Source organism: Halobacillus aidingensis, from assembly GCF_900104185.1.
GTDB classification, from domain to species: domain Bacteria; phylum Bacillota; class Bacilli; order Bacillales; family Halobacillaceae; genus Halobacillus; species Halobacillus aidingensis.
Genome location: NZ_FNIZ01000007.1, coordinates 93,419 through 108,139, shown reverse-complemented (window position 1 = coordinate 108,139; position 14,721 = coordinate 93,419). Strand labels below are relative to the sequence as shown.

General features: G+C 43.0%; 13 protein-coding genes. 2 read left to right on the top strand and 11 right to left on the bottom strand.

From position 1 onward, the window contains the following. Positions 1-282 precede the first annotated feature (282 nt). Positions 283-759 (top strand): CarD family transcriptional regulator, encoded by a 477-nt coding sequence (locus BLS23_RS08925; RefSeq protein WP_089652202.1) that lies wholly within the window; start codon positions 283-285, stop codon positions 757-759. Between the two features lie 431 nt (positions 760-1,190). Here BLS23_RS08925 and BLS23_RS08920 read toward each other — a convergent pair whose 3' ends face one another. Next, a complete protein-coding gene (locus BLS23_RS08920) occupies positions 1,191-1,850 on the bottom strand; it encodes a carboxymuconolactone decarboxylase family protein (protein WP_089652201.1) in 660 nt (219 codons plus the stop codon). 431 nt (positions 1,851-2,281) lie between these two features. Between BLS23_RS08920 and BLS23_RS08915 the strand changes: the two genes are divergently transcribed. Further along, positions 2,282-2,578, top strand: coding sequence for a hypothetical protein (locus BLS23_RS08915; protein WP_089652200.1), 297 nt, complete (start codon positions 2,282-2,284; stop codon positions 2,576-2,578). 176 nt (positions 2,579-2,754) lie between these two features. On the opposite strand, the gene BLS23_RS08910 is transcribed toward BLS23_RS08915, so the two are convergent. From BLS23_RS08910 to BLS23_RS08865, 10 genes are all read right to left on the bottom strand, one after another. Then, entirely contained in the window at positions 2,755-3,357 is a 603-nt protein-coding gene (locus tag BLS23_RS08910; RefSeq protein ID WP_089652199.1) for a flavin reductase family protein, read from the bottom strand. Positions 3,358-3,539: 182 nt separating this feature from the next. Then, positions 3,540-4,787, bottom strand: a complete 1,248-nt coding sequence (locus BLS23_RS08905; protein WP_244157141.1) for an MFS transporter — start codon at positions 4,785-4,787, stop codon at positions 3,540-3,542. Between the two features lie 23 nt (positions 4,788-4,810). Further along, positions 4,811-6,313 (bottom strand): sodium:solute symporter family protein, encoded by a 1,503-nt coding sequence (locus BLS23_RS08900; RefSeq protein WP_089652198.1) that lies wholly within the window; start codon positions 6,311-6,313, stop codon positions 4,811-4,813. Positions 6,314-6,329: 16 nt separating this feature from the next. Next, positions 6,330-6,572: a hypothetical protein gene (locus BLS23_RS08895; protein ID WP_089652197.1), complete on the bottom strand. Its 243-nt coding sequence runs from the start codon at positions 6,570-6,572 to the stop codon at positions 6,330-6,332. 192 nt (positions 6,573-6,764) lie between these two features. After that, positions 6,765-7,970: a CaiB/BaiF CoA transferase family protein gene (locus BLS23_RS08890; protein ID WP_089652196.1), complete on the bottom strand. Its 1,206-nt coding sequence runs from the start codon at positions 7,968-7,970 to the stop codon at positions 6,765-6,767. A 171-nt stretch (positions 7,971-8,141) separates the two neighbouring features. Beyond that, positions 8,142-8,774, bottom strand: coding sequence for a 3-isopropylmalate dehydratase small subunit (gene leuD, locus BLS23_RS08885; RefSeq protein WP_089652195.1), 633 nt, complete (start codon positions 8,772-8,774; stop codon positions 8,142-8,144). Then, positions 8,771-10,192 (bottom strand): 3-isopropylmalate dehydratase large subunit, encoded by a 1,422-nt coding sequence (leuC, locus tag BLS23_RS08880; RefSeq protein ID WP_089652194.1) that lies wholly within the window; start codon positions 10,190-10,192, stop codon positions 8,771-8,773. Before leuC ends, leuD begins: the two co-directional genes overlap by 4 nt. A gap of 67 nt (positions 10,193-10,259) precedes the next feature. After that, entirely contained in the window at positions 10,260-12,029 is a 1,770-nt protein-coding gene (locus BLS23_RS08875) for a hydantoinase B/oxoprolinase family protein (protein WP_089652193.1), read from the bottom strand. Further along, complete coding sequence (locus BLS23_RS08870) at positions 12,026-14,080, bottom strand: hydantoinase/oxoprolinase family protein (protein WP_089652192.1); 2,055 nt, start codon at positions 14,078-14,080, stop codon at positions 12,026-12,028. Before BLS23_RS08870 ends, BLS23_RS08875 begins: the two co-directional genes overlap by 4 nt. Before the next feature lie 23 nt (positions 14,081-14,103). Beyond that, a complete protein-coding gene (locus tag BLS23_RS08865) occupies positions 14,104-14,715 on the bottom strand; it encodes an isochorismatase family protein (RefSeq protein WP_089652191.1) in 612 nt (203 codons plus the stop codon). Positions 14,716-14,721 lie beyond the last annotated feature (6 nt).

Here is a 14,721-nt window from a genome sequence, read left to right as displayed (position 1 = left end):
AAACTGATACTGTACAATAAATGATTTTGTTTTCAAGTGACTTTGTGAAAAAGTGACGGGACCGATTCAGCCGTTTTCAAGGAAAAACTGATCTACATTATTAGAGATTTCAGAATATATGCAGGGAGATCAACCTCCCTTTTAGTGATCTGGCACGATGCCAATTTTTTTGCTTTTTCTAATTTTTAAAGAAAAATCAGTTGACTGTGAAGATTAAATTATGATATCATTTAAATTTGATAAAAAATAACATATATGTTAAGCTTAGCTAGGTTACCATATATGGAGGTGGATTTTTTGTTTCAAATTGGCGATAACATTGTTTATCCAATGCACGGAGTAGGTATAATTAAAGCCATAGAAGAAAATGATATCTCTGGGGAAAAACAACAGTATTATGTGATAAAAATGTTAATCAGTAATATGCAAGTCATGATTCCTACGGGTAAAATATCGAGTTCAAGTATACGCCCAGTTACTGACATAATTGCATTAAAACACATCATACACATTTTTCAGCATGGAGAATCAGATAGATTACTGCCATGGAAACAAAGGTTTAAAGTGAACACGGACAAAATAAAAACAGGTAAAATACAAGAAGGTGCTGAAGTCGTACGTGATTTAAAGCGTATGAAGAAAGAGAAAGCTCTTAACACAAGCGAAAAAAAAATGTATGATAACGCACATGAATTTTTAATTAGTGAACTGAGATTAATTAAAGGGATTACAGAAAATCAAATAAAAATCTTCAGTTAAAGTTAATTATAGATAATGCGTTATACGAGAAAATAGTTTTTTGATTATTAAGCTACAACGATTGTAAAATCGCTGTAGTTTTTTTTGATGTTCATTCACACATCGATTCGCAATCCAAATCACAATCCTACAACATTCTTGTGGCTGTAATCATCAATATCCACTACGCATCTATTGCCACCGATACTTGAAGACTTGAATTTGAGACTTTTTCATCTATAGTAAATAATATTTATAAAATCAAATTATTATTAAGCTCCATTGTTTCTTTGCCCCCCCCACTTGACCATATTAATTCATTACAGTATGGAATGAGTTTACCTATGATGATTTATCATTCTAATTTTCATACCTAATATGTAATAGAGGCGATTCCTTGATCAAGGAATCGCCTCTATTACTGGAAACTTATAATTGAAATAACTTACGCTTTATTCATCATCATATGCATTTAACGCATTCACACTGTGAGCAAGAGCCGAACCTGCTTTCAATGTAGTGGCAACAAAAATGGCTTCGGCTACCTCCTCTTTTGAAGCACCCTGTTGTTTCGCGCCTTTCGTGTGAACATCGATGCAGTAAGGACAGCCTGTTGTATGTGCGGCCGCTACGGCAATCAGTTCTTTATCTTTAGCGGAAACAGCTCCCTCTTTCATTGACTGTTGATCAAAATCGACAAACGCATGAAACGCCCCTTCATGAAGATTGGAAAGTTCTTTGAGACGGCTGAAGTAAGAAGCTTTATATAAAGCATCATCGCCTTTTTCATCGTATGTATTCAATGCATTTACACTATGTGCAATGGATGAACCCGCTTTTAGCGCTGTCGCTACAAGGATCACTTCTGAGACTTCTTCTTTTGTCGCTTCCTGTTTTTTCACATTTTTCACATGCAAATTGATACAATAAGGGCATCCCGTCACATGAGCAACAGCTACAGCAATTAATTCTTTTAATTTACCATTCAGCTTTCCCGGTGCGAGCGCTTTTTTATCAAACTCTACGAAAGCTTTGAACGCTTCTGGTGCCAAATCTCCAAGTTCTGGCAGCCTCTCAAAATATGATTTTGCATAGAGTACATCGTTCCCCATTGTCCTCACTCCTTTGTTTTCTTTCGTTCATTACAATGATAAATTTTACCATTCTAAGATCGCTTCGTAAATGAAATAAGAGGGAATTTTCTGTCTTTTAGATATTCACTAGTCTTTTAAACAAGTCATACAGAGCGTCCACTTTAATGATGAGAAAACAAAGAGTGGTTTCCTGTTCATGAATGGAACTTCTGAAAAAAAGCCCCTACCCTGAAACCTTACTTTTTCCTAAGCGTATAGAATAGAGATAATAAACGGAGCGGAGGATGTTAAAGATGGAATTTTTACTAGACGCCGTCATCCTGGCCGCAGGGATCGCCATAGCCGGCTACTTCACCGGAAACGGACTGAAAAATATTGGGGGGAAGAAATCCCATGGATGAGTACTTGGAACAAACCATTAGCGAACATATAAGAAAGGGGAAAGAAAAATGATGTTCGTAGGACTTTTTTTGACCCCTAGCTTTCTAATAGCGCTTTTTTATCTTCTACGCTTTACTTGGAGCCAGAAGGGAAAAACGGAAGAAGGAAAGGCGGTGCTGAACGCTTCCTATGCAAAAGTGGCACCAAACTTCTTAATCGGCTGGTTTGCCATTGAACTTTATCATGACTGGATCCAGCCCCTCTCCTTTTCTGCTTACCGAGATTTAATGTGGATCCTTGTGTTGATCACATTCATTTTTTTAGGGGCAAACCTGTTCCGATACCGGATAGCAGCGGTTGCCTAGATGAAAGTGCCTGATCCCCACCACGTAAACACTTTAGCTCATCGTGGGTCAGGCACTTTCATTAGGCACACTCATATAAAGAGTCTTCTTTTTGGTCGAAGTTCCTTTCCGTTTGTAAATAATACGGCTACTTGAGATCAATAGGAGGAATTTCAAAACCCTTTCCTCAACCTATTTTATTTTGTAATGGGAAGTGTATAAAAATCTTTGCTTTCACTATAATTTCCTGCAAATCTGCCCAAAGGCTTCATTTTTTCAAAGTTGACCTTTTCATTTCCTAAATAGTACTCCTCTTTGATGTGATACATAACCATTTCTCCAATAATCAAATTATCGGTTCCGAGTTCAATGATTCTGTCCAGTTTGCATTCCATGTTGATTGGAGCTTCCTTGACCCTTTTGGGTAAGACAATATCACTGTCTAATGGAGTCAGACCTGCAACAGAAAACTCATTTACATCAGGAGCATGATTTTCTGATGTCTTTTGCATCTGATTACCAAGGGCGGAAGGTACTACATTGATGACGAATTCCCCTCCCTCTCTAATGTTCACAAGCGTATCCTTGACCGTTCCTTCTCTTTCTCCTACTCCCGGTCCAATGGAAATACATAACATTGGCGGTTGCCGTGAAGCGACGGTAAAAAAGCTGAAAGGGGACAGATTCAAGGTTCCTTGACTGGACATCGTAGATACCCATGCAATCGGTCGTGGGACGACGGCTCCTGTCAAAAGCTTATAAACAGATTTTGTTTCCATTTGTTCAGGTATAAACTTCATGTTAATGCTCCTTTATTACAGAAAATATAAAATTTTGATTCTATAACTAGCTATTGCTTAAAACAGCTATGTTTAGTTGCAAATCAAAGTCCCTGGTCATTAGCAGTTTCGCCCATGAAAATCTAAAGTACCTCACCAAAGGTATCTACTCATCAAATGAGTCTTACGTTCGCTTCCATTTTCTATAAGACATGATTTGTCTTTTTCAAATGAAGCGATATCGCTATTAGCAACGAAAGCACGATGATCATCAGACCTGCAATAGTAAACCATCCGACCGTATAACCTCCACTGACATCAACCATAAGACCAAAAAGAGGAGGAATAATAATTACTCCCATTGACCCGAGCATAATACTGAATCCGGTCGCCAATCCTGATTTTTCTTTTGGGACAAGCTCTGATGCCACATTCATCCATATACCATTAAATCCAGAAATTGCGAAACCGAAAACAGCGACTATCGGAATCATCGTTACAAACCCTGTCGTTTCCGGAACGAGAGCAACTGTCGTACTGGAGAGAATCGTCAACACAGCAATGACTAAAAGTATCACAATGCGCCTCCCATCAAAAAAACGGTCGCTGATCACACCCCATCCGACTCTGCCTAGAGAACCACTTACTTCTGAAACGACGAATAAAATTCCGGCTAAATAGAGAGAGATGTTCAGTTTTTCATGACTGTAAAAGACGATATACGTATTCAAAGTCATCTGCGACCCGTTCAGACATAAAGCGCTCAGACTGACATAGAGTAGCGGTTTATTTTTCGTCATCGACCAGAGGGAGGCATAAAATTTTTTCAGCGACTGTTTCTCGTGCTGTCCCGCCTGTTCATGGTCTCTGTATTGGAAGTACGATAGCATACCCGCTCCCACCAGGAGAACGGCTGCTATAAAAAGAACTGGTCTCCATCCGTAGGTGACAGCCATCGGTAGAAGAATCAGCCCGGCCAATGCTGACCCGAGCGTGATTCCCATTTGTTTAATCCCCATAGCTGTGCCCCGACGCTTTTGTTCGAACCAGTACACAATCCCACGGTTCGTCGTCGGGTGCATGGCTCCGTACCCGACTCCACCAATGCCGATCAGAACGAGAAGGAGCCAGTAATATGAGTGTAGAGTCAGACCCATGAAACTGAGCCCCGTACAGAAAGCGACACACAATAGCAGTATTCTTGACCCGAGTCGATCGACCATAAATCCAGCCGGTACAGAAGCCAGCGCTTGTCCTATAAATAAAGCAGATGGGAGCAAGCCTACCTGCGCTTTAGATAACTCGAAATCTTCTCCTATCAACACTCCCAATGGCCCAAGGCTTCTTCCTAGGAATGCAACCATAATCTGTGCAATAAGTAGCCATACTAACATTTTCCAAGGATTAGATTGAAAGGATTGTTTTGTGAGCGTTTTGTATAACTGCATCATGTACTCATCTCATTTTCTATATATTACGCTTCTAGTTTAAGGGAAGTCATCTCTTCCACTTCTGATTCTTCTTTCGCAGATGTTGTGATAAACAGAGAACCGACGACTGCTATGAAAACGTTAAGTCCAAGGCCAAGGACTCCTCCGTGGATACCAAATACCGTTTTGTACCCTGTCAACGTCATAATTCCTGCGAGCAGCGCGCCGAGTAACATTCCCCAAAAGACGGGCTTGGCTGATAATCTCTTCCAGTAAAGGCCGAGAATGATTGCTGGAGCCACCTGAACTAGCAATTCAAATTTCAATACAAAAATTTCATACAGTGTGGCGGGAGGGTTCCAGGCGAGCCACAATAAAGCCGCCACTGCGATGATTCCACCAACTTTTCCAATCAGTACTTTCTTATGTTCGGTTGCTCTCGGATTTACGAACCTACCATATATGTCATTTGAGATCATAGATGAAAAGCTTAGTAGTACAGAATCCGCAGTAGATACAATTGCTGCAACTATCCCTCCGAAGAAAAGAATCATGATCCAGTAATAAAAGGAATTGATTGCAGCGATTTCATTTGCCATCATCCCTACTAGCTGCTCAGAATCCCCGCTACTTAGGCCTGGAAACATCATAATTCCGATAATCCCGATGACGAATACTAGTCCGGTCGTAAGCGGAGGCATCCATGCCATGCGGGAAAGCGACTTTTTCAACGTCTTCTCACTTTGTGCGGAATAGATTCGCTGTACTGCATGCGGGTAGATGGCCGCTCCGAATCCGACTAGAATTAGCATACTCATCCAGTTAATTGAAGCATCCATTGGCGGCACCCCAACTTTCGCAGGTTCATTATCCGCAATGAAAGACGTTACGTTTCCGAAGTTTCCCCCTACAAGATACAGCGAACCGGCAAGAAAGATGATGATCCCTATCATCAGTACGACACCCTGCATAACATCCGTGAATGCTACAGCTTTCATTCCACCCATCCACTCATAAGCGAGCATGACCAGAACAAAAGCTATGACGGCGAACTGATACGGAATGGTTCCGCCTGTAAGTCCTGAGACTGCCTGTCCGATAGCCACCAGCTGCTCGAGAAGGTAGTTCCCGAGCCCCCATAACATTAAAATGACGCTTAGAATCGTTACAGCACTAGACTTGAAACGGTGATGCACCCAGTCTGTAGGGGTGATAAAATTTTTTCTTTTCGAAACTACGTAGAGTCTGGGAGCGAAAAGCAAGTAGGCTGCTATTATAATCGTCATGAACGAAATGGATTGGAGCCAACCGAAACCCATACGGTAAGCTGCAGGAGCATATCCGACGATAGTATTCCCACTGTACTGAGTAGCGTACAAGGTGAAAAAAAGAGCGATGATCCCAAGGTTTTTCCCAGCTAAAAAATAATCAGATAAACTATTTTGAAGATTCTTCCCCCTACCCGAAAGGTAACCGATCAACAACATGACAATTGCGTAAGATACAAGAATAATGACACCATCCATACCTGAAAAAGCTAAATCCATTCAATGACCTCCCCGTTTATTTTCCGTCTTCCTCCAGGTCTTCGACGATGTTCCAATGCTTTACACAAACCCAACTTAAATAACCACATAAGATAAGGGAAAAAAACAGAGACACCAATGCCCAGGCAGGGAAACCCAATACGATTGTAATTTCTCCTCCTTTTGAAAAATACCACGGAACAATAGCAAGCATCATCAGAACAACCCCAACCCAAATCCACTTTTGTTGGATTGGCTCTTTCACTTCATTTTTTTCCATTTGGCACCTCCTGAATTTTCTTGAGAAGATAAATGAAAGGTTTCTCTAAGTAACAGAAAAAGGAGCTTACTTACTCATTCTTCCGTAAAAAAATAGGGGTATTGTGCTATATGTAAGCGTTATACAAGTAAATGGAATCGCTTACAAAAAACTTCTTATCCCGGGAGTCCTAATCTGAACTCCCTCGGTGAATTAAATGATTCCTTTCTCTTGAAATGCCTTAATGTCACGATCTGAATAATCAAGAATGTCTCTAAATATTTCTTCGTTATGTTGACCCATTTTCTCAGCACCCGGGAACTTCACTTTACCAGGCGTACGGCTAAGCTTCGGAACAACCCCGGGCATTGGGAAATCTCCTAGTTCAGGATGTTCAACAGTGACGATCATCTCCCTTGCCTGGTAATGAGGATCTTCAACAATATCTTTGGCAGAATAAATAAGGCCGGATGGTACTCCTTTTTTCTCCAAAAGACTAAGTAATTCATTCGATGGTAACTTCTTCGTCCATTCTTCAATGAGAAAATCTAATTTCTTCATGTTCCTCCCTCTTGCTTCATGGGTGGCATAATCAGGATCTTCCGCCAGCTCCTCCTGTCCCATCGCTTCACAAAGACGTCTGAATACACCATCCGCATTTGCCCCGATAACTACATACGTCTCATCCTCCGTCTGATAAATGTTGGACGGCGCTACACCAGGCAGGATGTTTCCCATTCTCTCCCTCACGAAATCAGCAAGCATGTAATCAGGAATCAAACTTTCCATGACGGAAAATACAGATTCATACAGGGCAGTGTCTACGACCTGTCCTTTCCCGGAAAGGTTCCTTTCATTTACGGCTACGAGACAGCCGATGGTCGCAAACAACGCAGAAAGCGTATCACCGATGGAAATACCTGTTCTCGTAGGCGCTCGATCCTTATACCCCGTGACGTGACGCAATCCACCCATCGCTTCACCGACACTGCCAAAACCAGCTCTTTCTTTGTAAGGACCTGTTTGGCCGAAACCAGAGGTTCGAACCATTATCAGCTTAGGGTTGATTTCCGACAATGTTTCATAAGAGAGATTCCATTTTTCCATAGTACCAGGCCTGAAATTTTCGATTAGTATATCAGCACCCTCCACCAGTTCTTTTAACAAGTCCTGCCCCTCTTTTTCCCGCAGGTTAATCGTAATCGACTTTTTGTTCCGGGACTGGACAGGCCACCACAGCCCAACACCGTCTTTTTCTTTCCCCCACTTCCTCATGGGATCTGCTTTTCCGGGTGGTTCCACCTTAATCACTTCCGCACCGAAGTCTGCCAACACCCTCCCGGTAAACGGTCCTGCAAGCAACGTTCCAAGTTCCAATACTCTCAAATTACCCAAAGGCATTTGTTTGTCCTTATCCATAACGTAACTCCCCCCTGACATACTTTTTCAACATTGAAAACATTTTATTGTGGTAATAGTGTTGCATATACAAGCTGTACACTATTTTCAGAAATGCTTTATTTCATGTTATTTAACCCTGAAGAAACAGGATTTGGTTCACGATATACAAGCATAAACTCTTGGAAACAATCATTCAGAATTCCTTTGAGGAACGGCATCTTTCAGACTGAAATGAATCGGATGTTTTCTTTCAAAATTTTCGATGGACTTTTCTTTCTGAAGCGTCATACTGATTTCATCCCATCCGTTTAGGAGCATCTCTTTAATGAATGGATCCAAGTCAAAGGACTCTTTAAATCCGTTGAAATCGGTGATCACCAGTTTTTCCAGATCAACTTCCAGTGGGTATATCTCAGATTTTTCTTCTCGATCGAATAGTTCTTCTATAGATTCCTGTGGTAAAACTACAGGAAGGACCCCGTTTTTGACACAATTTGAATAAAAGATATCAGCAAAGGATGAGGAAATGATCACGCGAAAGCCAAAATCTTTGAGCGACCAAACCGCATGTTCCCTCGACGACCCGCTCCCGAAGTTATCTCTGGACAAAAGTATGGAAGCCTTCTTATAATGGGACCGGTTAAGGATGAATTCCGGATTTTCTTCTTCTCCATCAAGATATCTCCAGTCATAGAAGAGAAACTTCCCATACCCTTCTTTTTTCATCAATTTCAAGAACTGTTTTGGGATAATCGTGTCGGTATCCACATTGGACCGATTAAAGGGGGCGACAATTCCTTCATGGACGGTAAAAGGATTCATGAATTCACCTCCTGAAGTTTGTACTCCCAGTCTCTGATGTCATAGAAATGACCTTTGACCGCTGCGGCAGCTGCCATAGCCGGGCTGACGAGGTGAGTCCTTGCATTTTCTCCTTGTCTTCCTTCAAAATTCCGATTCGAGGTAGAAGCACACCTTTCGTTCGGCCCGACAAAATCATCATTCATCCCAAGACACATGCTGCACCCGGAATTCCGCCATTCCAGTCCAGCTTCCAAGAATATGTGATGAAGCCCTTCAGTTTCTGCCTGGGCTTTGACTTGCTGCGATCCGGGGACGACAATGCCTCGGACGTCAGAAGATTTTTCATATCCTTTCAACACTCGAGCCGCCTCTCTCAAATCTTCTATTCTACTATTCGTGCACGAGCCTATGAAAACCACATTGATCGGGATGTCCTCCATTTTAGTTCCAGGTTTTAATCCCATGTAATCCAAAGCGTTTTCGACATTTGAACGCGCAAATCCAGAAGATGCTTCCGGATTTGGGACCTCTCCTTTGACGCTGACGACTTGTCCAGGGTTTGTCCCCCAGGTGACTTGTGGAGATACTTGGGTGACATCAAAATAGATTATGTTATCAAAATTGGCCTCCTCATCACTGTATAACTCCTTCCAATCTTCGAGAGCTCTTTCCCAGTCAGCTCCTTTAGGGGCAAAGGGTTTATCTTTAATGTAATCGAAAGTTACTTGATCTGGAGCCATCAGACCTGCCCGTGCGCCGAACTCGATCGACATATTACAAATCGTCATCCGCTGCTCCATCGACATGGCTTTGATCGGTTCTCCACGGTATTCAATGACATAGCCTGTGGCAAAGTCATTCCCATAGGCACCGATCAATGCCAAAATCAAATCCTTCGATGTAATGCCGGGTGCTAACTGTCCGGTGAATTGGATCGCCAACGTTTTAGAAGGCACCAACTGTAAACATTGTGTGGCCAAAACGTGTTCAACCTCACTCGTCCCGATTCCGAATGCGAGCGCTCCGAAGGCCCCATGAGTAGAGGCGTGACTGTCACCACAAACCATCGTCTGGCCTGGTAATGTCAGCCCCTGCTCAGGTGCAATAACATGAACGATCCCTTGGCGGTCGCTTCCCAGGTTGAAAAGAGGGATTTGAAACTCCTTACAGTTCTTTTCGAGTGCTTCCACTTGCAGCTGGGCCACGGGATCCCCAAATGGAAAACCCCGATTTTCAGTAGGGATGCTATGGTCCATAGTGGCCAGCGTCAACTCCGGACACCGGACGGTTCTATTTTCTTTTTTCAAACCGTCAAAAGCTTGTGGTGAGGTCACTTCATGGATCAAGTGAAGATCAATGTAGAGGAGATTCGGTTCATTCTCTCGCTTCTCGACTACATGGCGATCCCATATTTTTTCATATAGGGTTTTACCCATCTTGTCTCTCTCCCTTGTGAATAGACTGATCTCTTTACATTGGATTAACCGATAGGACCTAAACCGTTCAAACCTTTACCACATCCGCTCTGTTCCCGAAGTTGAACGCTTCTAAGTTTCCTCTTTGCCTTCGCATTTGATTCCTTAATTCCACCGTTTCTTCTCGTTGGATCTCCAACGTCGATGGATCAAAAACTACACCGTAGGATTCTTTGGCTTTTTCAAGACTGACCAATTCTCGCTTCACATCCATACAAACTTGTTCCGGTTTACGTTCAAGAGGATCTCCCCATCCCCCGCTCCCACCTGTAATGAATAGAATTTGATCACCAGGTTCCACTTCAATATTGTCCACTTTGGAATCAAGATCCTGTCTTGTGCCATCTTTTCTTATTAAAGTCTTAGAAGAAGACCCGCCTGGTTCTCCACCATTGATTCCCCAGGGCTGCAAGGTAGACCGGTCGTCGTGAATGGATATAGTCCCCTTCGCCAGACATGTATATAACTTCTCATTGCAGTTTCCGCCTCTGTTCATTCCTGCCCCACCCGAGTCTTTACCTGTTCGATAATATTCCACTCGTAAAGGATAATAGGTTTCTAGATACTCAGTCGGAATATTCACGAAGGCCGGCCACCACGAATGCCCGTCCAAACCGTCTCCAATCGGTCGTCCCGGAAGACCTCCATACATAACCTCCATGAGATTGAAATATCGACCGTCTTGATCATAGCCGGAATATATAAAGTAAGGGCTCGTGCCGTATCCAGCTGCCGGGCTGTTCTCTGGCGTATTGATAGAGAGAGCTCCACTTAAGACATCGAATAATCGGCTGAGGGCATGGGTACGACATCCGAGTGCTGCTGGTTCAACCGGTCTCATTAAAGTGCCTTCTGGAGATTCAATATGAAGGACATCATAGAAACCATCATTAAAATTGATTGCAGGGTCAAAGACTGAAATGAGGAAAGAGCCGATGAACATTTTGAACATAGGTTCACTCAAATAATAGTTGATGGGGCCTGGAGACTGCTTATCCGTCCCTGTCCAGTCAAAATAGGCATGATCCCCTTCCCGCCAAATGGTGAGTTTCATTTTAAAAGGACCGTTTCCAAGTCCATCATCATCGATGTAATCTTCGAAAGAGACCGGTTCCGTTGGTAGGAAGTTCGTGATCAGCTCACGCATCATTGTATTTGTCCGCTCAAGCAGAGCTTCCAAAGCTCCGAAATAGGTATCTATACCGAAACGTTCACATAACTCCTGAACTCGCTTCTCCGCTGTACGGCAAGATGCTACGATAGCCATGAGATCACTGTAATTTTCCATAGGTGTACGCGTATTAGCTTTAATGATACGGATGATTGATTCATTCAATTGACCTTTTTCAAATAGTTTGACCGGTGGAAAGCGGACCCCTTCTCCATAAATGGAAGTGGCTGTAACCGGCATGCTGGAAGGGACAGGCCCACCTACATCCATCACATGACCGAACATAGAAGAATATCCTACAAGTTCTTCGCCTGAAAAAATCGGAAGTATTACCATCCAATCATTCACATGCGATATCGATCCACCGCAACTGTAAGGGTCACTGACAAAAATGACATCCCCTTTATGAATACCTTCAGGGAACTGATTGACCACTTCGGGCACGTGGGAGCCAAAATTTCCAACCACCATTTGTCCACTAGCGTCTGTAATCATAGGAAAACAATCATGCTGCTCCCGGATGACCGGTGACATGGCAGATCTGAATAGAGTGACATCCATTTCTTCCTTTATGTTTTTTAAAGCGTTTTCAATAATATCCACCGTTATTGTGTCGATATTTTTCATAAGGAAGTCCCCTCCTCTATTAGAATGTTCAAGTTCTTATCAATGGCTGCTGTGAATCCCGGAAGAACTAGAGTCGTCGTGTCTTTTTGACTGATTATGGCTGGACCTATAATTTTATTGTTCGGTTTAAGTAAATTCCTTTCATAGATCGGGGTTGATTTGAATTCGCCATTAAAGAATGCTTTATGCTCATGGTCTATAATCGCTCCTGATGCATCCACCTCTCCCTCTCCCACCATTGGAATGGATGGAGATGCCACTTTCCCTATTGCAATTGCCCTAATGTTCACAAGTTCAACTTCCACTTCCATTTTGAATCCATAAATCTGCTCGTGTATCGAGCTGAAGCGTTCTGCCAAAATGGATACCCCGACGTTATCCAACTCTTCTTTCGTTACTTTTATAGGAATTTCATGACCTTGTCTGAAGTAACGAACATCGACTTCAAATCTGATCAACCTCTGGTCTTCCTCTACTTTCTCCTGTTCTAGCCATGAATGACAGTCCAGATAGAGGTCATTCAATGCTGCAATAAGATTTTCTCGATCCAGATTACTCAACTTGTGGATATATGTTCTTGAGTATTCATTTCGAATATCTGACTGCAGGAATCCCAGGGCAGATAATACTCCTGGGGTAGGAGGTAAAATGACCGGAAAACTACCCGTCAGTTTCCCGAGTGCATTCGCATGGAGCGGCCCGGCTCCGCCTAGAGCCAGTAATGAAAACTCCCTCGGATCATAACCTTTCTCGACAGAGACGACCCTTGTCGCTCCATACATATTTTCATTGACGATGTCATAAATTCCCTGAGCGGCATGGTATATGTCCGTATCCAGCTTTTCAGCAACTCTCTGAACTGCTTTTTCAGCCGCTTCTACGTCCAACTTCATCTCTCCACCTACTAGGCTTGGAGGCAAATACCCTAACACAACATTCGCATCCGTCACTGTCGGGTCTTCTCCTCCTGAACCGTAACTCGCCGGGCCCGGTTCTGAACCGGCACTTTGAGGGCCGACGCGTAACGCTCCAGTAGGAGGAACATGGGCAATGGAACCTCCCCCCGCTCCGATGCTTACCACTTCCAAAGAAGGAGACTTGACCGGGAAAACCCCGACTTTTGTTTCCCTGGATACACGTGGCGTGCCGTCATAGGTCAGGGATACGTCCGTGGATGTGCCACCCATATCGAAGGAGATGACATTCCGATTTCCCGTTTGTGATCCAATCATAGCCGCAGCAGTAACGCCCCCGGAAGGACCAGAGAGCATTGTATGCACAGGGAGAGAAGCTGCAGCGGGAATACTCATCAACCCACCATCGGAACGTACGATGCTTAAACGACTATTTAATTTCAAATCCTCTAGTTTGTTTTGGATATTCGTTAAGTACCTTTGCATAGGTGGTCTGACATAGGAGTTCATAACAGTGGTGAGAGTTCTTTCATATTCTCTGAATTCAGGTAAGATATCGTAGGAGATACTGACAAGGATATTAGGATCAATCTCTTCAGCAATTTCACGGATTCTTTGTTCATGTGTGGGATTCGCATAGGAGTTCAATAAACTTACAGTCAAACTTTCAATTCCTTCTTCATAAAGGGACTTGATTTCAGAACGAACTTGGTCCTCATCCAGTTCTGTCAAAACTCCCCCTTTTGCATCTATCCTTTCCTTAGCACCGCGCGTATAAATAAGATCTGCTAGAGGATCCGGCTTTATGAAACCCATCCAAGCACTTATCGGAGCAGGTGTCCATGACCGAGCGACATGCAATATTTGCTCGAAGCCTTCTGTCGTAATGAGACCTACTTTCGCCCCCTTCCCTTCCAATACAGCGTTTGTCGCAACTGTGGTTCCGTGCATGATGGATTGGATTTGTGATAACTCGATATCGTTTTCCTCACAAATCTTTTGAATCCCTTTCATCAACCCAATAGACTGATCTGATGGAGTAGAAGGTGTCTTCGTACCAATAATATTTCCTGTACTTTCATTTTGAAGCACTACGTCAGTAAAAGTACCACCGACATCAACAGCAACTCTGTACATGTCATATCCCTCCGAATATTAGATTAAATGGTTTTCAAGTAATTCCTGACATCCTCAACCGCCATGACTTCCCCATACTTCGTTTGAATATCATACAAATTGCTGTGATGCGCTTTCTCAGATCGATCCCCCACGCATTCTTTAGGAACAATAGCTTTGTACCCATACTGGAGAGCATCCACGACAGTTGCCCTGATACACCCAGATGTCGTACATCCAGTGATAATCAAGGTATCGACGTTTTTGTAGGCGAGTATGGAATGTAAACTTGTGCCGAAGAAAGAACTAGCAAACTTCTTTTCAATGAGCGGTTCTTCATTCTCTCTCCATTCCAAACGTTTATCCAAATCCACCCACCCACTATCTCGTAAAAGGCATTTCAATGCAGGAACCTTCTCTATAAAATGCCCTCCATCCAGATAATGAGGCTCGTACACAACCGTTGTAAATAGGATAGGCAGTCGACGTGACCTGGCTATGTCAAGCAATCGTTTGGTATGAGAAACCTTTTCGTCTAAATTGGATCCAAGGTCGCAGGATTCATCAGTAAATCCATTGATGAAATCAACGACCAGAACAGCCGGGTTCTTACCAAAATGTATACTTTCACCAAACCCCTGGAAAGTATCAGACATATAATC